Source organism: Paraburkholderia sp. JHI869 (assembly GCF_038900775.1).
Classification (GTDB): Bacteria; Pseudomonadota; Gammaproteobacteria; order Burkholderiales; family Burkholderiaceae; genus Paraburkholderia.
On sequence record NZ_JAYMSC010000024.1, the window covers coordinates 38,749 to 61,797 of the forward strand.

The window sequence follows — 23,049 nt, forward strand, 5'->3', positions numbered from 1 at the left end:
ACGCTGCGCGATAAAAGTGCCGTCACCCTGCATTGAACCCATCATGAATATCGTCACCCTCAAGCCGTCCAAAGAAAAATCCCTGCTGCGCCGCCATCCGTGGGTCTACGCGAACGCAATCGACCGCGTGGAAGGCAAGCCCGCGCCGGGCGCGACCGTCATCGTGCGCTCGGCCGACGGCCGCTTTCTCGGGCGCGCCGCCTACAGCCCGCATTCGCAGATCCGCACGCGCATTTGGAGCTTCGACGAGAGCGAACCGATCGACCACGCGTTCTTCAAGCGCCGCGTGCAGCGCGCCGTAGCCGACCGCCGCGCGATGGTGAGCGGCACGGGCGCGGTGCGCCTGATTTTCGGTGAGGCCGACGGCCTGCCGGGCCTGATCGTCGACTACTACATCGAAGACGGTGGAGACAGCCGCGGCCAGCTCGTATGCCAGTTCATGGCCGCGGGCGTCGAGGCATGGAAGGAAGCGATCGTCGCCGCGCTTACCTCGGCGACGGGCTGCCCGAACGTGTACGAGCGCTCGGACGTGTCGATCCGCGAGAAGGAAGGGCTCGAACAGATCACGGGCCTGCTCGCGGGCGACGAGCCGCCCGAAACGATCATCACGAACGAAAACGGCGTGCGCTATCACGTGGACGTGCGCAACGGCCACAAGACCGGTTTCTACGTGGACCAGCGCGACAACCGCGCGCTCGTTCAGACGTACGCGCGCGAGCGCGAAGTGCTCAACTGCTTCTGCTACACCGGTGGCTTCTCGCTCGCGGCGATGAAGGGCGGCGCGAAACGCGTGGTGTCGATCGATTCCTCGGGCGAGGCGCTCAACACAGCGCAGAAGAACGTCGAGGCGAACGGCTTCGACGCCGCCCTCGCCACCTGGCTCGACGCCGACGCCTTCAAGACGCTGCGCCGCCTGTACGACGAAGGCGAGCGTTTCGATCTCGTGGTGCTCGATCCGCCCAAGTTCGCGGCCTCGCGCGAGCACGTGGACCGCGCCGCGCGCGCCTACAAGGACATCAACCTCACCGGTTTCAAGCTGCTGCGTCCGGGCGGCCTGCTGTTCACGTATTCGTGCTCGGGCGCGATCGATTCGGCCCTGTTCCAGAAGATCGTGGCCGGCGCCGCCGCCGACGCCAAGGTGGACGCGCGCATCTTGAAGCGCCTGGGCGCCGGCGTGGATCACCCTCTGCTCACGGCGTTCCCGGAAGGCGAATATCTGAAGGGCCTGCTGTTGCAAATCGCCTGAGACGGCCTTATTTGAGGCCTTTCGGCGGCGCGCCGGAACGCCTTTCGGATCGAATATCGAGCTGCCGTTCGCGCCCCGATTTGATCTCGCGCCCGGCCGCCGCATGCGGCCGCGGCGCAGATATGTTTCAATAGGAAGTTATGTTGTAACACTCGAAGGCAGCGACAGCACGAAGCGGCGCGCCTGAACGTACCCCTCGAACACCTACCAGGCAGACAGCATGGCAACCAGCATGATTCCCGTCACCATCCTGACCGGCTTTCTCGGCAGCGGCAAAACCACGCTGCTCAAGCGCATCCTGAACGAGAAGCACGGCATGAAGATCGCCGTGATCGAGAACGAGTTCGGCGAAGAGAACATCGACAACGAAATCCTCGTGCAGGACAGCACCGAGCAGATCATCCAGATGAGCAACGGCTGCATCTGCTGCACGATTCGCGGCGACCTCGCGCGCGTGCTCGGCGACCTTGCGCAGCAAAAGCGCGACGGCAAGCTGGACTTCGACCGCGTGGTGATCGAAACCACCGGTCTCGCGAATCCGGGCCCGGTCGCGCAGACGTTCTTCATGGATAACGAGATCGCCGACGAGTTCCTGCTCGACGCAATCATCACGCTCGTGGATGCCAAGCACGGCAATCATCAGCTCGACGAACACGAAGTGGTGCAGCGCCAGGTGGGTTTCGCCGATCGCCTCTTCATCACGAAGGCCGACCTCGTCGACGAAAACGAACTCGCCGACCTGCGCCATCGCGTGCTGCACATGAATCCGAAGGCGCAGATCCGCCAGGTGAATTTCGGCGAAGCCGACATCAAGGAAGTGTTCGACCTGCGCGGCTTCAACCTGAACGCCAAGCTCGAAATCGACCCGGACTTCCTCGCCGAAGACGATCACAATCACGCGCATCACGACCATGATCACGACCACGCGCATGATCACGACCATGCCGATTGCGACCACGATCACGGCCAGTGCAGCCACGAAGGCCACGATCACGGCCATCACCATCACGCGCACCACGACGACAAGATCAAGTCGTTCGTCTACCGCAGCGACCGCCCGTTCGATCCGAACCGCCTGGAAGACTTCCTTGGCGGCATCCTGCAGATCTACGGCGAGCGTCTGTTGCGCTACAAGGGCGTGCTCTACATGAAGGGCGTGGACCGCAAGGTGGTGTTCCAGGGCGTACACCAGATGATGGGCAGCGATCTGGCCGCCAAGTGGCTGCCGATCGAGAAGAAGGGCAGCAAGATGGTGTTCATCGGCATCGAGCTGCCGCAGGACCTCATCACCGACGGGCTCGACGCCTGCCTCGCCTGACGGATTCCTCCGCATTTTTCAGGCATTTTTCAGATAAGCGCCCGGCCCACAGCCGGGCGTTTTCGTCTGGATTTGCGCGCCGCAACGTGGCGCCGGCGCTGAGTTTGCGCGCTGCGCATAGAACTCTTCGCGCTACGTGCGTCAAATAACGTACCCGACCATCGCTTTTTCACGATTGGCGCGTTATATTTTCTGGATATCGACCGGTTCGCGAACGGCTTGGTGACAGGCGGGCCACTGCAGGGATTTCCCGCTTGCAGCGCGAGTTTGCGGTTCGGTTACAATACGGCCCCACTGGAAGAGAGGTGCCCCGGATTTCAGCCGAGGGACGCCCCGCCGGCAGCGCAACGGTCGCAGCGCGCAGTCGGTACGATATATGCCTCAGGAGCATCTGAAGACCGGTTTCCAGAGGAGTTCGGCCCCGCAGCGGCGCTTCGGGCTCACGACAGTTCATCGTCCGGGCCCGCCAGCGCGCAATAACGGCGCGGTAACTGCGCCTGGCAAAGTGGTAAACGTTGGTAAAGGCCACCGCGGCCACTGCGGGCAACACAAAAGTGCAGGCAAGATGTGCCAGTTTTGCCTCACTCATTGAAGAAGCAAGCCAGATGACGACGAAACGACTCTTGACCGAAGCCGAAATCCTGAAGATGGGCGACAAGGATTACATGAACGAGGATCAGCTCGCCTTCTTCAAGAACCGGCTCGAACAGCTGCAGGCGGAAATCCTCCGCAATGCGGGCCAGACCACTGAGAATCTGCGCGAAACCGTGATCGTTCCCGATCCGGCCGACCGCGCGACGATCGAAGAAGAGCACGCGCTCGAGCTGCGCACGCGCGACCGCGAGCGCAAGCTGCTCAAGAAGGTGCAGCAATCGCTCGCTCGCATCGATTCCGGCGACTACGGCTGGTGCGAAGAAACGGGCGAGCCGATCGGCATCCCGCGTCTGCTTGCGCGTCCGACCGCCACGCTCTCGCTCGAAGCGCAAGAGCGCCGCGAACTGCGCCAGAAGCTGTTCGGCGATTGAGCTTTTTTCTGGCCGCCAAGCCCTGCTTGCGCGGTTAGTGACTTGCCTTCCCTGTCGAAGCGCACGGAGCCCCGTGCGCTTTTTTCTTTTGCGCGCTCGCGCCCTTGCACACATGGCCCGCGTGCCGTTTTCTGCACCCGCGGCCCTTGATATGCCCATCGCCGCCCTAAACTGCAACTGACATGCGCTCGCTGCGCGCCCCAGGGCGCGCGCAACGCACCTGGATTCAGGGCAGTGGCGCCCCGTTGCATGCAGAACGCGCGAGCGCCGCTGCGCCCTCCCGAAAGCGGCAGGCATTCCACCTACGCATCCAACCCGGCATCAACGGTAAAAAGGAACGCACATGGAGCAATTTCACGGCACGACGATCGTATCCGTGCGGCGCGGCGACAAGGTCGCGCTCGGCGGCGACGGCCAGGTCACCCTCGGCAACATCGTCATGAAGGGTGGCGCGAAGAAGGTCCGGCGCATTTACGGCGGCAAGGTCATGGTCGGCTTCGCCGGCGGCACCGCCGACGCGTTCTCGCTGCTCGACCGCTTCGAAGCCAAGCTCGAAAAGCATCAGGGCAACCTCACGCGCGCCGCCGTCGAACTCGCCAAGGACTGGCGCACCGACCGCATGCTGCGCCGCCTCGAAGCCATGCTGATCGCCGCCGACGCGACCACGACGCTCGTGATCACCGGCAACGGCGACGTGCTCGACCCGGAAGGCGGCATCTGCGCAATCGGCTCGGGCGGCTCGTATGCGCAAGCCGCAGCAAAGGCGCTCATCGACAACACCGAACTCTCGCCGCGCGAGATCGTCGAAAAGTCGCTCGAGATCGCGGGCGACATGTGCATCTACACGAATCACAACCGCGTGATCGAAACCATCGAGTAACCCTCCGGACAGACGACAAGGAATCAGGATGAGCACCATGACCCCCGCCGAGATCGTCTCGGAACTCGACAAGCACATCATTGGCCAGGCGAACGCGAAGAAGGCCGTCGCCGTCGCGCTGCGCAACCGCTGGCGCCGCCAGCAGGTGGCCGAGCCGCTGCGCCAGGAAATCACGCCGAAGAACATCCTCATGATCGGGCCGACGGGCGTCGGCAAAACGGAAATTGCGCGACGTCTCGCCAAGCTCGCCGATGCGCCGTTCATCAAGATCGAAGCGACCAAGTTCACCGAAGTGGGCTACGTGGGCCGCGACGTGGACAGCATCGTGCGCGACCTCATCGAGATCTCGGTGAAGCAGACGCGCGAAACGGAAATGCGCAAGGTGCGCAGCAAAGCCACCGACCAGGCCGAAGACCGCATTCTCGACATCCTGCTGCCGAGCGCGCGTCCCGTCGGCTTCGGTTCGTCGGATGCCACGAGCCACGCCGAAGGCAGTGACAACGCTACGCGCCAGACCTTCCGCAAGCGCCTGCGCGAGGGCGCGCTCGACGACAAGGAAATCGAGCTCGACGTCGAGCAGCCGCAAGCGGGCATGGACATCATGGGGCCGCCGGGCATGGAAGACATGACCGAGCAGATCCGCTCGATGTTCGCCAATCTCGGCGGCGGCAAGAAAATGCGGCGCAAGCTCAAGGTGAAGGAAGCGCTCAAGGTCCTCACCGACGAAGAAGCGGCGAAGATGCTCAACGACGAAGAGGTCAAGCAGAAGGCTGTGCAGAACGTCGAGCAGAACGGCATCGTGTTCCTCGACGAAATCGACAAGATCGCCTCGCGCAACAACGAAGGCAGCGGTGGCGGCGAAGTCTCGCGCCAGGGTGTGCAGCGCGATCTGCTGCCGCTCGTGGAAGGCACGACGATCAACACGAAGTACGGGATGGTGAAGACCGATCACGTCCTGTTCATCGCGAGCGGTGCGTTCCATCTTTCGAAGCCGAGCGATCTGATTCCCGAACTGCAGGGTCGTTTCCCGATTCGCGTGGAACTCGACTCGCTCTCCGTGAAGGACTTCGAAGCGATTCTGGTCGCAACCGATGCCAGCCTCGTCAAGCAATACCAGGCGCTGCTCGCCACCGAAGACGTGCAGCTCGATTTCGCCGAAGACGGCATTCGCCGCCTCGCGGAAATCGCCTTCTCCGTGAACGAGAAGACCGAGAACATCGGCGCGCGCCGTCTCTACACGGTGATCGAAAAGCTGCTGGAAGACGTGTCGTTCGCGGCCGGCAATCATGCGGGCAAGAGCGTGACCATCGACGCCGCTTACGTCGACAAGGCGCTCGGAGAAGTCGCGCAGGACGAAGACCTGTCGCGTTACGTGCTCTAAGCGGTACGCACGGCGCACGAAAAAGGGACCCCGCGGGGTCCCTTTTCTTTTGCTGCTGCGCTCGCGCTTACTGGCGCACGGGGCGCTTCGCGAGCTTGCGCTGCAGTGTGCGCCGGTGCATGTTGAGCGCGCGCGCCGTGGCCGAGATGTTGCCGTTGTGCTCGGCCAGCACGCGCTGGATGTGCTCCCATTCGAGGCGTGCGACCGAAAGCGGCGCCGGGTGCTCGATGGCCTCCTCGGCTTGCATGGCGCTCGCATCGCTTTGGAGTGCCGAGAGAATCATCTCGACGTTCGCGGGCTTGGCCAGATAGTTGTCCGCGCCGTCCTTCACCGCTTGCACCGCCGTGGCGATGCTCGCGTAGCCCGTGAGCACGAGCATGCGTGCGTCGGGCTGGAGTTCGCGCAGCGGCGCGATGAGCGACAGGCCTGAGTCGTTGCCGAGGTGCAGGTCCACGGTGATCTGCGAGAACTTCTGCTGGTTGGCGAAGCGAATCGCCTCTTCCGCATTGTGTGCCTGCTTCACCTCGAAGCCGCGACGCGTGAGGCCGCGCGCGAGGATGTCGGAGAACACTTCGTCGTCGTCGATGACCAGAAAACTCATATCGCTCATGCCTAATTCTCCGTGTTGTTACGCGGCGTCGGGCCGGGCCGGCCCCTCGCCTGATCCAATCTCCGAACCCGCGGACGCTGCGCCTTCGCGCGCCGCCGCCGGATTCCCCTGAGCCGCCTCACCCGCCTCACCCGCCTTGAGTTGCTTCGCCGGCAAGCGCAGCACCGCACGGGTGCCGCGCGGCTTGCGCGTGCGCATGCTGCTGCCGGTCGCGGCGCCTGCCGACGCCTCGTCGTCCGCGCCGCTCACTTCGCCCGACGCGCTGCCGGGCGGCGTCACGTCGTTAAGCTCGATGGAACCGCTAAGCCGCGCCGCCGAAGAAAACGCCAGATAGAGGCCAACGCCGTGACCGCCCTGGGTGCTGTCCACGGGCGCGGCGCCGAGCGACGCGCGCAGCGACGACGGAATGCCGGGCCCCGCATCGCAGACTTCGAAATCGACGTAACCGGCGCGTGCCGCCGCATAGGCGCGCAAGGTCACGAAATCGCGGCTGGCGCGCGCGGCGTTGTCGAGCAGGATGGTGAGGATCTGGCCGACGGCGACGGTGTCGTCGAGGGCTAAGTCGTTCGGCGCATTGTCGAGGAGTTCGAACTTCACGTGCGGATGGCGCAAGCGCCATTGCTCGACGAACGGCCCGAGCCATTCGCTCACGACCTGGCGCGCGCCCGTGGACGAAGCGCGGCTGCGCAGGCGTGCGAGCGCCGAAGTGCAAAGCGAGATCTGCTTGTCGAGCAGTTCGAGGTCGGCGGAATACGGCGCAAGGCCCTTGTCCGTGCGCGCGACGTCGCGCAGTTCCTCGGTGAGCATGGCGATGGTCGAAAGCGGCGTGCCGATCTCGTGCGCCACGGTGGCGGCCTGCACGCCGAGCGCGACGGCGCGCTCGTCGCGCAACAGGCGCTGCTGTGCGTCGCCGAGCGCGGTGTCGCGCTGGCGCAGCGCGCGCGACATACGCGCGACGAACCACACGATCAGGCACACGCTCACCATGAAGTTCACCCACATGCCCGCGCGATAGTAGTCGAACAGGTTGGCGGGATTGTCGAGATTGAGCGGGACGTTGTCGAAACCGAGGAGTACGTAGCAGGCCACCGCGAACGCCGCGAGCCACGCGGTGAGATACCACGGCAGCACGGCGGCCGCGATGGCGAGCGAGGGCAGATAGAGCGAGACGAACGGATTGGTCGTGCCGCCGGAAAGAAAGAGCAGCGCGGAAAGCGCGCCGAGATCGACCCAGAGCTGGCCGAACAATTCGAGATTCGACTCGGGACGATCCTGCGTGACGCGCAGCCAGGTCACGCCGTTGAACGCCACTTCCATGGCGATGACGAACAGCATGGCGGGCAGCGGCAACTGAACGCCAATGAAGAGCTGCACGAACGCGATCGTGCAGAGCTGGCCGATGATGGCGAGACTGCGCAGCCAGAACAGATGGCTGAGATTGACACGAGCACTGACGGTTATGCGATGCATGCTGTCAGTTTACCGGTTAAGACTTGTCTGATTCATTATCTTGAAAAGGTTTGCTTCAATCTATGTCATCCGCCGACCACATTAACTTCGGCGCATTCTGACAAGCAAGAAGGAATCATGCAGACCTCGCTTCCTGACGCCCTTTACCCAGCGCGCAATTTTTTTCTCGATTTCATCGATGCCGCCGCCGATAGCGGGACCGCTCACGCGAACGATGCGTCCGCACACGAATTGCTGGCCGCCACGCGCGCTTCGCTGCGCGGCATCGACGACGACACGCTCATGCTCATCGCCGCTCGCGCTCAGGATAGCGCGTGGGCGGAAGAAGCCGTGCGCCTGTGCGCCGCGATCGCCCGGCTCGCACCGAAGCGGGCCGCCGCGTGGTTCGCAGCGGGCCTTGCGCTGCAGTTTGCAAACCGTCACGCCGAAGCGGTAGAACCTTACCGTCACGCGCTGGCTATCGCGCGCACGTTTCCAAATCTCCGCAACAATCTTGCTACGGCATTGATTCAGATCAATTTTGGAGACCGCGAAATTCTGCCGCTGCTCGAAGAAACAGCCGCCGACGAGCCCGGCAACGCCAACGCCTGGATCAACCTTGCGCGCGTATTCCCGTCGGATACCGACGTGGCGCGTCCACTGGAGGCCAGCCGCCGCGCGCTCGAACTTGCGCCGCAGAGTCCGCTCGCACTGAACAACTATGCGATGGCCTGCAAGGAAGCCCAGCGGTGGGACGAGGTCGAACGCGCCGCGCGCGCCGGCTGCCAGTATGCGCCCAACGACGCAACCCTACGCGTGAACCTGTCGATGACCCAGCTTCTGCGGGGCAACTATGCCGAAGGCTGGCCCGGCCACGAACTGCGCTGGCAGGGGTCGAGCGAACTGGCCGCGGGCCGCCCGGTGTTCCCTAAACCCGAGTGGCGAGGCGAACCGCTCGCGGGCCGCACGTTACTGGTATGGGGTGAACAGGGCATGGGCGACCTGCTGCAGTTCTGCCGCTACGTACCCATGCTCGCCGAGCGCGTGCACCGCGAAGGCGGCCGGCTCGTCTGGAATTCGTTTCCGCAGATGGGCGCGCTGCTCGCGCGCAGCCTGGGCGAACATTGCGATCTGTACTGCGCGGGAGGCCCAGTCGAAAACCTGCCGCCCTACGACTACGAGGTCTCGCTGCTGAGCCTGCCGCTGATCTTCGGCACCGAGGAAGCGACGATCCCGGGTCCCACGCGATATCTCAAGACAGATCCCGAGGCGGCGGCGCGCTGGCGCGAGCGCCTCGCGGGCGAAAAGCGCCTGAAGGTCGGGCTAGCGTGGACGGGCAGCCTCACGCACAAGCGCAATCCGTTTCGCCGCGTCGGGCTCGAACGGTATGCCCTGCATTTTGGGGGCATCGAGGGCGTGGCGTTCTACTCGCTGCAGCCCGGCGCGGAGCAGGAAATCGCGGCGGCGCGCGAAGCCGGCTTCGACGTGACCGACTTCAGCGCGGAGTGGAAAACCTTCGACGACACCGCCGCATTCGTCGACTCGCTCGATCTGGTGATTTCCGTATGCACGTCGAGTGCGCACCTGGCCGGCGCGCTCGGCAAGCGCGCCTGGGTGTTGCTCGACGTGAATCCGCATTGGGTCTGGCTGCTGGATCGGCGTGACAGCCCCTGGTATCCGAATACCCGGCTTTATCGACAGAAGGCGTTCAAACAGTGGGAGCCCGTGCTCGACGAAGTGAGCACCGATCTCGCGGCGCTCGCGGATCGTATGCAAAGCGGCGTACAACCCGGCGCACCAATCAAGACGTAGCCCTTCCGGCCTTCGGCGCGGCTCCCATTGCCGGAGCCGCCGCCGCCGCGAGGCACTCTGGGCACAGGCACCGCCCGCGCGGGTCGAGCTCGCTTGCGGGCAAGGCGGGCAGCGACTTGCACCAGCAGTCGAAGGGTTCCGTGTTCCTGCCGCAGTCGAAGCTGTTGCCGCAGCGCGGGCAGCGGGCGCTTTTCATGCCTGTGGCGGGCACGGCGGAGGCGGTCATGGCGCGCACTCCTCTCGAAACCATGGGTTGGCGACAAAGAGATGATGCCACAGCCCAGCCGCGCGGCCTTCGCCCCGTCTTCCCCCCTGATTTTGCCCGCTGCTTTCGCCCCCATTTCGCCCGCATTGCGCCCGCATTTCGCCCCGTTTGGCCGCGCTGCCGATGCACTCGCGCCCGTGTTGCGCCCCTGTTGCGCATGTGCCTCGCTGGCTGTCCGATGCGTGCCGTTTTCCCCGGCGTTTTCCCTGCTGCACCGCGCCAGTCCTGTACAATCCGGCCTGTTTCGACCGTTTTGCGGCCGCGTTTTTCGTCCGCGGATCTTCGTCCGCGAGTTTCGTCCGTTTTTCGTCCTGTCTCCGCCGCCATGTCCGAGCCCATCGACCTTTCGCAGATCGCACCCACCCTGAAAGCCGAAATTCTGGCCGAAGCGCTGCCTTACATTCGCCAGTACCACGGCAAGACCGTCGTCATCAAATACGGCGGCAACGCCATGACGGAAGAACGCCTGAAGCAAGGCTTCGCGCGCGACGTCATCCTGCTCAAGCTCGTGGGCATCAACCCGGTCATCGTGCACGGCGGCGGCCCGCAGATCGACACGGCGCTCAAGAAGATCGGCAAGCAAGGCACCTTCATCCAGGGCATGCGCGTAACCGATGAAGAAACCATGGAAGTCGTCGAGTGGGTGCTCGGCGGCGAAGTGCAGCAGGACATCGTCACGCTCATCAACCACTTCGGCGGCCATGCGGTCGGCCTGACCGGCAAGGACGGCGGCCTGATCCACGCACGCAAGCTGATGATGCCGGACCGCGACAACCCCGGTCAGTACATCGACATCGGCCAGGTGGGCGAAGTCGAGGCGATCAACCCGGCAGTCGTGAAGGCGCTCCAGGACGACGCGTTCATTCCGGTGATCTCGCCGATCGGCTTCGGTGAAGACGGCCTGTCGTACAACATCAACGCCGACCTCGTGGCGGGCAAGCTCGCGGTGGTGCTCAACGCCGAAAAGCTCGTGATGATGACGAACATCCCCGGCGTGATGGACAAGGCGGGCAACCTGCTCACCGACCTCTCGGCGCGCGAGATCGACGCCCTCTTCGAAGACGGCACGATTTCGGGCGGCATGCTGCCGAAGATCTCGTCGGCGCTCGACGCGGCCAAGAGCGGCGTGCGCTCGGTGCACATCATCGACGGCCGCATCGAGCACTCGGTGCTGCTGGAAATCCTGACCGAACAGCCGTTCGGCACGATGATCCGCTCGCATTAAGCACTCGCCCACCGGCGGCGGCGCCGTGCCGCCGCCGCGCCTCACGCCCGCGATGACCGACTCCAGCTTCCATGCCAGACGCGTCCGGCACCGGCCGCGCCGCGTCGCCCGCGCGCCGGGCTCCGCCACCTCACGCGGCCCGGTCTGGCTCTTCGATCTCGACAACACGCTGCACTGCGCGTCGCACGCGATCTTTCCAGCCATCAACGCCGGAATGACGCAGTACATCATCGATGCGCTCGGCGTGAGCCGCGACGAGGCCAATCACCTGCGCGTGAGCTACACGCACCGCTACGGCGCGACGCTGCTCGGCCTTACGCGCCATCATCCGATCGACCCGCACGACTTCCTCAAGGTCGTACACACCTTCGACGACCTGCACGGCATGCTGCTCGCCGAGCGCGGCCTCGCCCGCACGCTCGCCGCCCTGCCGGGCCGCAAGATCGTGCTCACCAACGGCCCCGAGGACTACGCGCACGCAGTGCTCGCCGCGCTCGGCATCGAGCGCCTCTTCGAGCGCGTGATCGCCATCGAGGGGATGCGCTCGCGCAGCCACTGGCGCGCCAAGCCCGACCGCGCGATGCTGCGCGGCACGCTGCGCCGGGCAGGCGTAGCGCTCGCCGATGCGATCCTCATCGAAGACACCCGTGGCCACCTCAAGCGCTATCGGCGCCTCGGCATCCGCACCGTCTGGATTACCGGACATTTGCCGGCGCATCTTCCTTCCACCGGTCGACCTCACTATGTCGATCGTCGCATTCGTTCGCTAAAATCCCTGAAACCAGGCCTGCAGTTGGGACGCTCGAAGTAAAAAACGGGGGAGCGTGAACCCAGGGGCCAACGCCAGGGACGATATCCATGCAGCCGACAGAAACGCGTGAAGCAGTCGAAGCAGCAGAATCGCCGGGCGCGGCCCGCCGCGCCCCCCGCCCGAAACCGGGCGAACGCCGTATTCACATTCTCCAGACGCTCGCCACCATGCTGGAGGCGCCGCGCGGCGAAAAAATCACCACCGCGGCGCTGGCCGCACGCCTGGGCGTTTCCGAGGCCGCGCTGTATCGCCATTTCGCGAGCAAGGCCCAGATGTATGAGGGTCTGATCGATTTCATCGAGCAGACACTCTTCGGGCTCATCAACCAGATCGTCGAGAAGGAGCCGAGCGGCCTCCTGCAGGCGCGCGCGATCGCTCTCATGCTCGTCAACTTTTCCACACGCAACGCAGGCATGACCCGCGTACTGACCTGCGAAGCCCTCGTGGGCGAGCACGAGCGTCTCGCCGAGCGTGTGAACCAGATGCTCGATCGCGTCGAGGCGTCGCTGCGCCAGTGCCTGCGCGTTGACCTCGCACAAGAAGCCGAGCGCAAGGCGATTTCGGGGTCTGACCATGTCAACGCGAAGGCCGCTGCCAAGGGATACGATCCAACGGTCCGTGCGAATCTGGTCGTGCGCTATGTGATCGGTTGCTGGCATCGCTATGCGCAAAGCGGCTTCACTCGTTCACCGAGCGAGCACGCCGACGAGCAGATCCGCATCATTCTTCAATAGCACGGCCGCGCGGCGTTCTTCCGTGGCGGCCGCTCGCGTCGCTACAAGGAGAATCGCCGCATGAACCGTCCCGTTCCTCCTCTCGGCCTGCCGCCTATCCTGATGGGCCTCTCCGCCCATTGGGGCTGGCTCATCGCCCGCGGCATCGCCGCCATCCTCTTCGGCGTGCTCGCCTTCTCGCTGCCCGGTCTCACCGTGCTCACGCTGGCCATCGTCTGGGGCGCCTACGCCATCGTCGACGGCGCGTTCGCGCTCATCTACGGCGCGCGCGGAGGCGGCACACGCCGCTGGACCTATGTGATCATCGGTCTGATCGGCGTGATCGCCGGACTCGTCGCGTTCTTCTGGCCCGGCGAGACGGCCATCGTCCTCGTGATGATCATCGGCGTTTGGGCGTTCTTCACGGGCATCTTCGAAATCGTCTACGCGATCCAGTACCGGCACGCCATCGCGCATCCGTGGGCGGTCGGCATTTCGGGGCTGCTCTCGGCGACAGTGGGCTTCTTTTTCGCGATGTTCCCCGGCGCCGGCGCGCTCTCGCTGATCTGGGTAATCGCCGCTTATGCGGTCCTCTACGGCATCTTGATGATCATCGCGGCCTTGCAGCTGCGGCGCTGGCGCAACGCGAATCCTTCTGCGCCCAAAAAGTGATAAGACTCCGTGGCCTCGCGCGGCGCGCGGGCACGTGAAGGAATGGTGCGAATGCGCCGGGCGGACACCGTGCCACCCGGCCTGCCTTTCCTGTGCGCACGTCGCTTTGCACTTTTTCCGATATACTCTGCATTCCTTTTGGAATATCCACGCGCCGATTTGCTGACTCGATTGCGGGCGCGTGAACTCCCAGGCCTTGAGCCCCGGAGTTCGATATAAATGCGGCTAAAGAGGTCGTCAGCTGCGCCAATCCTTTCGCACTCCGCGCCCGCCGACACCGTTTAGCCGCCCGAAAAACCAAGGCGGAACGAATGGAATCGATCGGCATCGTCGCTCCTCAAACACTGCATTTCGACGAGCCCCTGCAACTGCAGAACGGCACGGCGCTGGCCGGGTACGACCTCGTGGTCGAAACCTACGGCACGCTCAACGCCGCGCGCAGCAATGCGGTGCTCGTCTGTCATGCGCTCAATGCGTCGCACCACGTGGCGGGCGTCTACGCGGACGACCCCAAAAACGTCGGCTGGTGGGACAACATGGTGGGCCCGGGCAAGCCGCTCGACACCAACCGTTTCTTCGTGATCGGCGTGAACAATCTCGGCTCGTGCTTCGGCTCGACCGGCCCGATGAGCGTCGACCCGGCCACGGGCCAGCCCTACGGCGCGAAGTTCCCGGTCGTGACGGTCGAAGACTGGGTGGACGCCCAGGCGCGCGTGGCCGATCGCTTCGGCATCGAGAAGTTCGCTGCGGTGATGGGCGGCAGCCTTGGCGGCATGCAGGCGCTTGCATGGAGCCTGCGTTATCCCGATCGGATCGGCCACTGCATCGTGGTCGCCTCCACGCCCAAGCTTTCCGCGCAGAACATCGCGTTCAACGAAGTGGCGCGCTCGGCGATCCTCTCGGACCCCGACTTCCACGGCGGCGACTACTACGCGCACAACGTGAAGCCGCGTCGCGGCCTGCGCGTGGCGCGCATGATCGGCCACATCACTTACCTTTCCGACGACGACATGGCCGAGAAATTCGGCCGGGCGCTGCGCCGCGCGGAAGGCGCCGAGAACGAATACAACTTCAACTTCGACGTGGAATTCGAAGTGGAGTCGTACCTGCGCTATCAAGGCGACAAGTTCGCCGACTACTTCGACGCCAACACCTACCTGCTGATCACACGCGCGCTCGATTACTTCGACCCCGCCAAGGCATATGACGGCGACCTCACGCGCGCGCTCGCGCACACGAAGGCGAAGTACCTCGTGGCGAGCTTCGCGACCGACTGGCGTTTCGCGCCCGCGCGCTCGCGCGAACTCGTGAAGGCGTTGCTCGATCACAAGCGCCAGGTGACTTACGCGGAGATCGACGCGCCGCACGGCCACGACGCCTTCCTGCTCGACGACGCGCGCTATCACAATGTCGTGCGCGCTTACTACGAACGTATTGCTGCTGAGGTGGGCGCATGAACCAGAGCGCTTTCGACAGTCTTTCCGCCCGTCCCGACTTTCGCACCATTGCGCGCTGGATCGAACCGCGCGCAAAAGTGCTCGACCTCGGCTGCGGCGACGGCTCGCTGCTCTCGCTCCTCACCGAGGAACTCGAGTGCACGGGTTACGGCATCGAGATCAACGACGCGGGCGTGCTCGCTTCGGTGAAGAACGGCATCAACGTGATCCAGCAGAATCTGGAAGACGGCCTGCGCCTGTTCGAAGACGCGAGCTTCGACTTCGCGATCCTCTCGCAAACGCTGCAGACCATTCACCAGACCGCCGCGATCCTGCGCGAGACGGCGCGCGTGGGCAAGGAATGCATTGTCTCGTTTCCGAACTTCGGCTACTGGCCGCACCGGCTTTCGGTGCTGCGCGGACGCATGCCGGTTTCGAAGTCGCTGCCCTACCAATGGCATAACACGCCGAACGTGCGTGTTCTCACGGTGAAGGACTTCGAGGCGCTCGCGCCCGAGGTGGGCATCGAAATTCTCGATCGCGCCGTGCTCCATGGGGGCCAGACCGTTCGTTGGGGTGTGAACTGGCGTGGTAGTCTTGCGGTCTATCGCGTGAGAAAAAAATGACGCCGTGCGCGGCGTCGCGTGTTTTTCTGCCCGACCGGTTCACCGAGAACCGCACCCAACACCGCCGCCGCTAACGACGACATGCAGAATCCGCCCCACGAGGCACCCGCTCTTACCGCTCACGAATCCCACCCCGGCTGGCGTGCGTATCTGAATACGCACATGCTGATCTGCGTGTTCCTCGGCTTTACCTCCGGGTTACCGCTCTTCACGCTCGTCTATCTGGTGCAGGCGTGGCTGCGCTCGGAGGGCGTCAATCTCAAGGAAATCGGCCTCTTCGCGCTGATCCAGTTCCCGTACACCTGGAAGTTCGTCTGGGCGCCGCTCATGGACCGCTATGTGCCGCGCCTGCCCGGCTGGCGCCCAGGGCGGCGGCGCGGCTGGATGCTCGTCACGCAAATTCTCGTGGCGCTCGCCATTGGCACGCTCGGCTACGTTTCGCCGAAAGATTCGATCTGGACCGTGGCCGCGCTCACCGCGCTCGTGGCGTTCTTCGGCGCGAGCCAGGACATTTCCATCGACGCCTACCGGCGCGAACTGCTCAGCGACACGCAGCAGGGCCTCGGCAACGCCGTGCACGTGAACGCCTACAAGATTGCGGCGCTCGTGCCGGGCTCGCTCGCGCTGATCCTCTCCGACCATCTGCCGTGGAGCACCGTGTTCGTCGTGACGGCGGCGTTCATGATTCCCGGCATGATCATGACGCTCGTGGTGAAAGAGCCCGAAGTGCACGGCGCGCCGCCGAAGAACCTGCGCGAAGCGATCGTGCAGCCGTTCGCCGAATTCGTGAGCCGCGACGGTCTCGCCGCGGCATTGTTCGTGCTCGCGTTCATCTTCCTCTACAAGCTCGGCGACACGATGGCGACCACGCTGTCCACTTCGTTCTTCCTCGACATCGGCTACTCGCGCACCGAGATCGGTGTGATCGCGAAGATGACGGCGTTCGGCGCGAGCCTCGCGGGCGGCATTATCGGCGGCGTGGCGCTCGTGAAGATCGGCATTGGGCGCGGGCTGTGGATCTTCGGTTTCCTGCAGATGATTTCGACGCTTGGCTTCGCGTGGCTCGCGCAGCTCGGCGCTGGCTCGCCCTCGCTCGCAGCGATCTATGACGCGGTGCTCACCGTGAGCCATGCCGTTTCGTGGGCCGCAGGTCTCTTTGGCGCAAACGTGCAATTCACGCTCGACCCGCGCGCCGTCGCGCTTGCGCTCGTGTACGGCTTCGAGACCTTTGCAACGGGGCTCACGCTCGCCGCATTCACTGCCTATATTGCAAGCACGACCGATCCGCGTTACACCGCCACGCAGTTCGCACTCTTCACGAGCCTCGCCTCCGTGCCGCGCACACTGGCCTCCGCCGCGAGCGGCTACGTGGTCGCGAAGATCGGCTGGTTCGACTATTTCATCGTCTGCACGGTGCTCGCGGTACCGGGTATGCTCCTGCTCATTCGTATTGCCCCGTGGAGAGTCCGGTCGTGAGCACGCACGAGACCGTCGCGCCAAGCCCGCGTGCGCCGCAGCGCAGCGGCGCACGCGCTCGTGCGCTCGTGCTGGCGCTTGCCGCCGCGTGGCCGGGCCTTTCTGCATGGAATGCGTGGGGTGCCGAGAATCCGGCCGCCACGAGCGCTCCGGCGGCTGTGCCGGTCAATCCTGTCACGCCGCCGCCAGCAGGCAGCGCCGCGAGCGCAAGCAATGCCGCAATCAACCCGGCGAATAACGCAAACGGCGCACCGAACAGCGGTGCGAACGCGAACGCCACGCCTGGCAACGTCGCTCCCGGCGCGCCGAACACCGGCCGCGTGGTGCGCTTCGGCAACGCCGCCGTCTACCGCAACCTGATTCCCTCGCCGATGCTCGAAGCACAGGCCACCGCCGAGTTCAACGAGATCGTGCGCGGCGCGGCCCATTCGAACCGCCTCTATGCCGAAAGCGATCCGCACGTGCAGCGCGTGCGGGCGTTCGTCGACCGGCTCTCGCCTTACGCGCAGAAGTGGGGCGAGCGCGTCAAGAACTGGAAGTGGGAAGTGGCGGTGATCCGCTCGAACGACATTCGCATGTACGCGCTGCCGGGTGGCAAGATCGTCGTGTACGGCGGCCTGCTCGACCGCGTGAAGCTCAACGACAACGAATTCGGCATGCTGCTCGGCCACGAAATCGCGCATGCGGTGCGCGAGCACGTGCGCGAGCGCCTCGGTGAACAACAGGCCGCGCAGATCGAATCGGGCAGCGTGCCGCAACTCTTCGGGCTCGCGGATCTCGGCGTGTTTCCACTCGGTATCGGCTCGCAGCTCGTGGAGATGCACTACGGCCGAGCCGACGAAACCGAAGCCGATGTGATCGGCAGCGACATCGCCTCGCGCGCGGGCTTCGATCCGCGCGCCGCGCTCACGCTCTGGGACAAGCTCGCGGCGGCGACACGCGCCGACCGCGATCAAGGCTTCATCTACGTGCATCCGTACACGCCGGCGCGGCGCGCCGATATCGCCAAGCGCCTCGCCGACATGATGCCGCTCTACGCGAAGGCCATCGGCAAGCCGCTCGCCGAATTGCCCGACTACGAAGGCATCCCGGCCGTGCAGAAGCGCAAGGTAGTTTCGGCGCCCTGAAAGCGGTTTCGCAGTGCGCCGGGGTGAGCGTCAGCTCTTGACCTTGTAGTCGTAGTCGATGGTCAGCGGCGCATGGTCGCTGAACTTGATGTCCCTGAAGATCGACGTCTTTTTCGCCTTGTGCGCAATGCCGGGCGTCGCGATCTGATAGTCGATACGCCACCCCACGTTCTTCGCATACGCCTGGCCGCGGTTGCTCCACCACGTGTATTGCTCGGGGCGCGGGTCGAGCGTGCGGAACACGTCCACGTAGCCCACGTCGTCGAAGAGGCTCGTGAGCCACGCGCGCTCTTCGGGCAGGCAGCCGGAATTCTTCTGGTTGCCCTTCCAGTTCTTGATGTCGATTTCCTTGTGGACGATGTTCACGTCGCCGCACACGATCACCTCGCGCTCGCGCCTGAGTTCCGCGAGGTGCGGCATGAATTCGTCCATGAAGCGGTACTTCGCGGCCTGACGCTCTTCGCCGCTCGAGCCCGAAGGCACGTAGACCGAAATCACCGAGAGCTTGCCGTAGCGCGTTTCCACATAGCGCCCTTCCGGGTCGAACTCTTCGCTGCCAAAGCCGATGATGACGTCATCGGGCTCGTGGCGCGAATAGACACCCGCGCCGCTATAGCCCTTCTTCACCGCATGCTGGAAGTAGCCCGTGAAGTCGTGCGGCGCGAGGAACTCCGGCGTCATGTCGTCCTGCGAGCACTTGATTTCCTGCACGCAGAGCACGTCGGCCTTCTGTTCGCCGAACCATTCGAAAAAGCCCTTCTTCGCCGCCGAGCGGATGCCATTCAGATTCGCGGTGATCACACGCAACATGTCTTCTTTCCTCTTGATTGTGCGTTGCCTCGCGTCGCGTTGCTGCGTTGTGCGGCGCGAGGGAATACGGTCGGTCTCAGTCGATCTTGAGACCTTTGAGTTCTGCCTTGGCCGGCGGAAATTCGAGCTTCAGGCTTTCCATCAAGCGCAGCAGCAGCTCGCCCACCATGACGTTGCGGTGCGACTTCGAATTCGCGGGAATCACGTACCACGGCGCGTATTCGGTCGAGGTCGCCGCGAGCGCGTCATGGTACGAGGCCTGATAAGCGTCCCAGTGCTTGCGCGCTTCGAGATCCGATACGTCGAACTTCCAGTGCTTGGTCGGATCGTCGATGCGCGCCTGGATGCGGCTACGCTGCTCGTCCTTCGAGATGTGCAGCATGCACTTGATGATCGACGTGCCGCTTTGCGCGAGCAGCGCTTCGAAATCGCGGATCTGGCGGTAACGGCGCTCGCATTCGGCCGAGTCGATCTGGCCAATCACGCGCGGCACGAGCACGTCTTCGTAGTGGCTGCGGTTGAAGATCGCCAGCTCGCCCGCTGCGGGCACCTGCATGTGCACGCGCCAGAGAAAGTCGCGCGCAGCCTCGATGGGCGTGGGCGCGCGAAACGCCACAATACGCAGGCCGAGCGGATCGACCTCGTGAAACACGCCGCGGATCGTGCCGTCCTTGCCGCTCGTGTCCATGCCTTGCAGCACGAGCAGCACACGCTGGTGACGCTGCGCGTGCAGACGCTCCTGCAGCACGTCGAGCTTGTTGCCGATCTCGGAGAGCCGGTTGCGGTCGCCGTCCTTGCTGCCGGTCGAAAATGGCTTCGCGGCGGGGTCGAGCGCGCTGAGCGAGAAGGCTTCCGTCTTCTTGTCGCTGAAGTACGGCACGCGGTAGTCGTCGAGACTCGGGACCTTGGACATACGCTGTTCTCCTCTCACTCGTGAATACAGATGGCTTCACGCCTTGGGCTTGCCTGAAGCGGCAAGGCGGCGCCGCACTGCTACGCACGACGCCGCCTTGCCAGCCTGCCGATCGACAGCGTATCAGCCCAGCTTCTTCTTCAGCAGTTCGTTGACCTGCTGCGGATTCGCCTTGCCCTTCGTGGCCTTCATGGCCTGGCCGATCAGCGCGTTGAACGCCTTTTCCTTGCCGGCGCGGAATTCTTCCACCGACTTCTGGTTCGCGGCGAGCACCTCGTCGATGATCGCTTCGAGCGCGCCGGTATCCGAAATCTGCTTGAGGCCCTTCGCTTCGATGATGCGGTCCACCGCGGCTTCGTCTGCGGCCTTCTCGTCCCACATCGCCTGGAAAATTTCCTTGGCGATCTTGTTCGAGATCGTACCGTCGGCGATACGCGCGAGCAGCAGCGCGAATTGCGCAGCCGAGACCGGCGAGGCGGCGATATCGAGACCTTCGCGGTTGAGCTGCGACGAGACTTCGCCCATGAGCCAGTTCGCGGCGGCCTTCGCTTGCGCCGCGCCAGCCTTCGCGACGACGGCTTCGAAGTACGAAGCCATCGCCTTCGAAGAGGTCAGCACGTTTGCGTCATACGGCGTCACGCCGTATTGCTCGACGAAGCGCGTTTGCATCGTCGCGGGCAGTTCGGGCATCCCGCCCTTCACGCGCTCGACCCACGCAGCGTCGATCACGAGCGGCATGAGGTCGGGGTCGGGGAAGTAGCGGTAATCGTGCGCGTCTTCCTTGCTGCGCATCGAGCGCGTCTCGCGCTTGTCCGGATCGTACAGGCGCGTTTCCTGCACCACCGTGCCGCCATCTTCGATCAGCTCGATCTGGCGGCGCACTTCGTACTGGATCGCTTCTTCGAGGAAGCGGAACGAGTTCAGGTTCTTGATCTCGGCGCGCGTGCCGAATTCCTTCTGGCCGACCGGACGCACGGAGACGTTCGCATCGCAACGGAACGAGCCTTCCTGCATGTTGCCGTCGCAAATGCCGAGCCACACGACGAGCGTGTGCAGCGTCTTCGCGTAGGCCACGGCTTCGGCCGCACTGCGCATTTCGGGTTCCGTGACGATTTCGAGCAGCGGCGTGCCCGCGCGGTTCAGGTCGATGCCCGTCATGCCCGCGAAGTCTTCGTGCAGCGACTTGCCCGCGTCTTCTTCCAGGTGCGCGCGCGTGAGATTGACGGTCTTCTCGTACGCTTGCGTACCGGCCTTTTCGTTGGCCGGCACTTGAATGGTGATCTGACCGCCCTGCACGACCGGAATCTCGTACTGGCTGATCTGATAACCCTTCGGCAGATCCGGATAGAAGTAGTTCTTGCGCGCGAAGATGCTGCGCGGCGCGATCGTCGAGCCGATCGCAAGGCCGAACTGGATCGCACGCTCAACGGCGCCGCGGTTCATCACCGGCAGCACGCCCGGCAGCGCGAGATCGACGGGGCTGGCCTGCGTGTTGGGCGCGGCGCCGAACTGCGTCGATGCGCCCGAGAAGATCTTCGACGCCGTCGACAATTGCGCGTGCGTTTCGAGACCGATAACGACTTCCCACTGTGTTGCCATGTTCACACCCCTGCCGGCGCCTTGCGATGCCAGTCGGTCGCGCGCTGGAAAGCGTCGGCGACCTGCAGCATGCGGGCCTCGTTGAAATAGTTGCCGACGATCTGCAGACCGACGGGTCGCTGCGCGTTCGCACCCGCGCCGAAGCCGCACGGCACGCTCATGCCGGGCAGGCCCGCGAGGCTCGTGGAGAGCGTGTAGATGTCCGCGAGGTACATCTGCAGCGGATCGTCGCCCTTGGCGCCGAGGTCCCATGCCACGCTCGGGGCGACCGGGCCCATGATGACGTCGCACTGCTTGAACGCTTCCTGGAAGTCCTGCGCGATGATGCGGCGGATCTTTTGCGCCTGCAGGTAGTACGCGTCGTAGTAGCCGTGCGAAAGCACGTACGTGCCGACCAGAATGCGGCGCTTCACTTCGGGGCCGAAGCCCTCGGCGCGCGACTTCTTGTACATGTCGAGCAGATCGCGGTATTCGGCCGCACGATGGCCGAAGCGCACGCCGTCGAAGCGCGAAAGGTTCGACGAGGCTTCCGCCGGCGCGATCACGTAGTAGACCGGAATCGACAGCTCGGTTTTCGGCAGCGTGACTTCCACGAGCGTCGCGCCGAGCGATTCGTACGTCTTGAGCGCGGCATCGATGGCGGCGCGCACATCGTCGGCGAGACCCGCGCCGAAGTATTCCTTCGGCAGGCCGATGCGCAGGCCCGCGAGCGGCTTGTCGGCGCTGGCGTCGGCGCGCCGGCTGTTGTCCCACTTCTGGCCGATGAAGCGCGTGTAGTCCTCGTGCTCATGCGTGAGGCTCGTCGAATCGCGCTCGTCGAACCCGCCCATGGCGTTGAGCAGCAGCGCGCAATCCGTGGCGTTCTGCGCGAACGGGCCGCCCTGGTCGAGCGACGAGGCGAACGCGATCATGCCGTAGCGCGACACGCGGCCGTACGTCGGCTTGATGCCCGTCACGCCCGTGAACGACGCCGGCTGGCGAATCGAGCCGCCCGTGTCGGTGCCGGTAGCGGCGGGCGCAAGGCGCGCGGCGACCGCCGCGGCGGAACCGCCCGACGAGCCGCCCGGCACGGCCTTCGTGTCCCACGGGTTCTTCACGGCGCCGAAAAACGAGTTCTCGTTGGACGAGCCCATCGCGAATTCGTCCATGTTGGTCTTGCCGAGGCAGACCATGCCCGCGCGCTCGAGTCGCTCCACGACGGTCGCGTCGAACGGGCTCACATAATTTGCAAGCATCTTCGAGCCAGCGGTCGAGCGCCATCCGCGCGTGACGAACACGTCCTTGTGCGCGAGCGGAATGCCCGCGAGCGGGCCCGCGTGGCCCGAGTGCAGGAGCGCGTCGGCGGCCTTCGCCTGGGCGAGCGTCAATTCGGGATTGACGTCGACGAAAGCGTTCAGGTCTTGATGCGCCTCAATCCGGCCCAGAAAGTGCTGGGCCAGCTCGACTGCGGAGCACTCCTTCGCAGCCAGCGCGGCGCGCAGTTCGGTCAAGCTTTTGTCATGCATTGCGTGATTCCTGGAAGAACGTCACGGCGTGGTCGAAGTCAGATCGTTGCGCCGTCCAAAAAGCGGCTCGAACGACACGTTCTCAAACGTGCGGGCCGCCTCTCGGAAAACCCGCGAAAAACTCGGGAGTCCGTGCCTTTTCGAACTGTT

At 64.5% G+C, this 23,049-nt stretch carries 20 protein-coding genes and 1 pseudogene; 14 read left to right on the top strand and 7 right to left on the bottom strand.

Annotated features, from left to right (window positions below):
* Nucleotides 1-43: 43 nt before the first annotated feature.
* From VSR72_RS31305 to hslU, 5 genes are all read left to right on the top strand, one after another.
* The gene (locus VSR72_RS31305; RefSeq protein ID WP_342956143.1) at nt 44-1,246 is read left to right on the top strand and encodes a class I SAM-dependent rRNA methyltransferase; all 1,203 of its coding nucleotides are present in this window, start codon (nt 44-46) and stop codon (nt 1,244-1,246) included.
* Between the two features lie 232 nt (nt 1,247-1,478).
* Nucleotides 1,479-2,564 (top strand): GTP-binding protein, encoded by a 1,086-nt coding sequence (locus tag VSR72_RS31310; RefSeq protein WP_342956225.1) that lies wholly within the window; start codon nt 1,479-1,481, stop codon nt 2,562-2,564.
* A 605-nt stretch (nt 2,565-3,169) separates the two neighbouring features.
* Entirely contained in the window at nt 3,170-3,589 is a 420-nt protein-coding gene (gene dksA, locus VSR72_RS31315) for an RNA polymerase-binding protein DksA (RefSeq protein WP_322031516.1), read from the top strand.
* Nucleotides 3,590-3,932: 343 nt separating this feature from the next.
* Nucleotides 3,933-4,469 carry an ATP-dependent protease subunit HslV gene (hslV, locus tag VSR72_RS31320; RefSeq protein ID WP_342956144.1) on the top strand — a complete coding sequence of 179 codons (537 nt, stop codon included), beginning with the start codon at nt 3,933-3,935 and terminating at the stop codon, nt 4,467-4,469.
* Between the two features lie 28 nt (nt 4,470-4,497).
* The gene (hslU, locus tag VSR72_RS31325; RefSeq protein ID WP_342956145.1) at nt 4,498-5,850 is read left to right on the top strand and encodes an ATP-dependent protease ATPase subunit HslU; all 1,353 of its coding nucleotides are present in this window, start codon (nt 4,498-4,500) and stop codon (nt 5,848-5,850) included.
* 67 nt (nt 5,851-5,917) lie between these two features.
* On the opposite strand, the gene VSR72_RS31330 is transcribed toward hslU, so the two are convergent.
* Together VSR72_RS31330 and VSR72_RS31335 are read right to left on the bottom strand one after the other, a co-directional pair.
* A complete protein-coding gene (locus VSR72_RS31330; RefSeq protein ID WP_254334412.1) occupies nt 5,918-6,460 on the bottom strand; it encodes a response regulator transcription factor in 543 nt (180 codons plus the stop codon).
* A 150-nt stretch (nt 6,461-6,610) separates the two neighbouring features.
* Nucleotides 6,611-7,930: pseudogene (locus VSR72_RS31335) on the bottom strand (ATP-binding protein); the annotation flags it as partial.
* A 117-nt stretch (nt 7,931-8,047) separates the two neighbouring features.
* On the opposite strand from VSR72_RS31335, the gene VSR72_RS31340 reads away from it, so the two are divergent.
* Nucleotides 8,048-9,721 carry a hypothetical protein gene (locus VSR72_RS31340; protein ID WP_342956146.1) on the top strand — a complete coding sequence of 558 codons (1,674 nt, stop codon included), beginning with the start codon at nt 8,048-8,050 and terminating at the stop codon, nt 9,719-9,721.
* Here VSR72_RS31340 and VSR72_RS31345 read toward each other — a convergent pair.
* Nucleotides 9,711-9,947 carry a cysteine-rich CWC family protein gene (locus VSR72_RS31345; protein WP_342956147.1) on the bottom strand — a complete coding sequence of 79 codons (237 nt, stop codon included), beginning with the start codon at nt 9,945-9,947 and terminating at the stop codon, nt 9,711-9,713. The genes VSR72_RS31340 and VSR72_RS31345 overlap by 11 nt on opposite strands.
* A 364-nt stretch (nt 9,948-10,311) precedes the next feature.
* Between VSR72_RS31345 and argB the strand changes: the two genes are divergently transcribed.
* The 8 genes from argB (at nt 10,312) to VSR72_RS31385 (ending at nt 18,072) form a co-directional block, all read left to right on the top strand.
* On the top strand, nt 10,312-11,211 hold the full coding sequence (argB, locus tag VSR72_RS31350) for an acetylglutamate kinase (RefSeq protein ID WP_028203194.1): 900 nt from the start codon (nt 10,312-10,314) through the stop codon (nt 11,209-11,211).
* A 52-nt stretch (nt 11,212-11,263) separates the two neighbouring features.
* Complete coding sequence (locus VSR72_RS31355) at nt 11,264-12,022, top strand: pyrimidine 5'-nucleotidase (RefSeq protein ID WP_342956226.1); 759 nt, start codon at nt 11,264-11,266, stop codon at nt 12,020-12,022.
* Between the two features lie 47 nt (nt 12,023-12,069).
* On the top strand, nt 12,070-12,756 hold the full coding sequence (gene slmA / locus VSR72_RS31360) for a nucleoid occlusion factor SlmA (protein ID WP_342956148.1): 687 nt from the start codon (nt 12,070-12,072) through the stop codon (nt 12,754-12,756).
* A gap of 60 nt (nt 12,757-12,816) precedes the next feature.
* Entirely contained in the window at nt 12,817-13,407 is a 591-nt protein-coding gene (locus VSR72_RS31365; protein WP_342956149.1) for an HdeD family acid-resistance protein, read from the top strand.
* Between the two features lie 311 nt (nt 13,408-13,718).
* Entirely contained in the window at nt 13,719-14,864 is a 1,146-nt protein-coding gene (locus tag VSR72_RS31370; RefSeq protein WP_342956150.1) for a homoserine O-acetyltransferase, read from the top strand.
* The gene (metW, locus tag VSR72_RS31375; protein WP_112170109.1) at nt 14,861-15,469 is read left to right on the top strand and encodes a methionine biosynthesis protein MetW; all 609 of its coding nucleotides are present in this window, start codon (nt 14,861-14,863) and stop codon (nt 15,467-15,469) included. Before VSR72_RS31370 ends, metW begins: the two co-directional genes overlap by 4 nt.
* 81 nt (nt 15,470-15,550) lie before the next feature.
* Entirely contained in the window at nt 15,551-16,945 is a 1,395-nt protein-coding gene (locus tag VSR72_RS31380; protein ID WP_342956151.1) for an AmpG family muropeptide MFS transporter, read from the top strand.
* Nucleotides 16,942-18,072, top strand: a complete 1,131-nt coding sequence (locus VSR72_RS31385; protein ID WP_342956152.1) for a M48 family metallopeptidase — start codon at nt 16,942-16,944, stop codon at nt 18,070-18,072. The genes VSR72_RS31380 and VSR72_RS31385 overlap by 4 nt, the downstream gene beginning before the upstream one ends.
* A gap of 30 nt (nt 18,073-18,102) precedes the next feature.
* Here VSR72_RS31385 and VSR72_RS31390 read toward each other — a convergent pair whose 3' ends face one another.
* The 4 genes from VSR72_RS31390 to gatA form a co-directional block, all read right to left on the bottom strand.
* Entirely contained in the window at nt 18,103-18,882 is a 780-nt protein-coding gene (locus tag VSR72_RS31390) for an exodeoxyribonuclease III (RefSeq protein ID WP_342956153.1), read from the bottom strand.
* A gap of 76 nt (nt 18,883-18,958) precedes the next feature.
* Complete coding sequence (locus tag VSR72_RS31395; protein WP_342956154.1) at nt 18,959-19,795, bottom strand: PPK2 family polyphosphate kinase; 837 nt, start codon at nt 19,793-19,795, stop codon at nt 18,959-18,961.
* Nucleotides 19,796-19,918: 123 nt separating this feature from the next.
* The gene (gatB, locus tag VSR72_RS31400; RefSeq protein ID WP_342956155.1) at nt 19,919-21,394 is read right to left on the bottom strand and encodes an Asp-tRNA(Asn)/Glu-tRNA(Gln) amidotransferase subunit GatB; all 1,476 of its coding nucleotides are present in this window, start codon (nt 21,392-21,394) and stop codon (nt 19,919-19,921) included.
* Between the two features lie 2 nt (nt 21,395-21,396).
* Complete coding sequence (gene gatA / locus VSR72_RS31405) at nt 21,397-22,899, bottom strand: Asp-tRNA(Asn)/Glu-tRNA(Gln) amidotransferase subunit GatA (RefSeq protein ID WP_342956156.1); 1,503 nt, start codon at nt 22,897-22,899, stop codon at nt 21,397-21,399.
* Nucleotides 22,900-23,049: the final 150 nt, after the last annotated feature.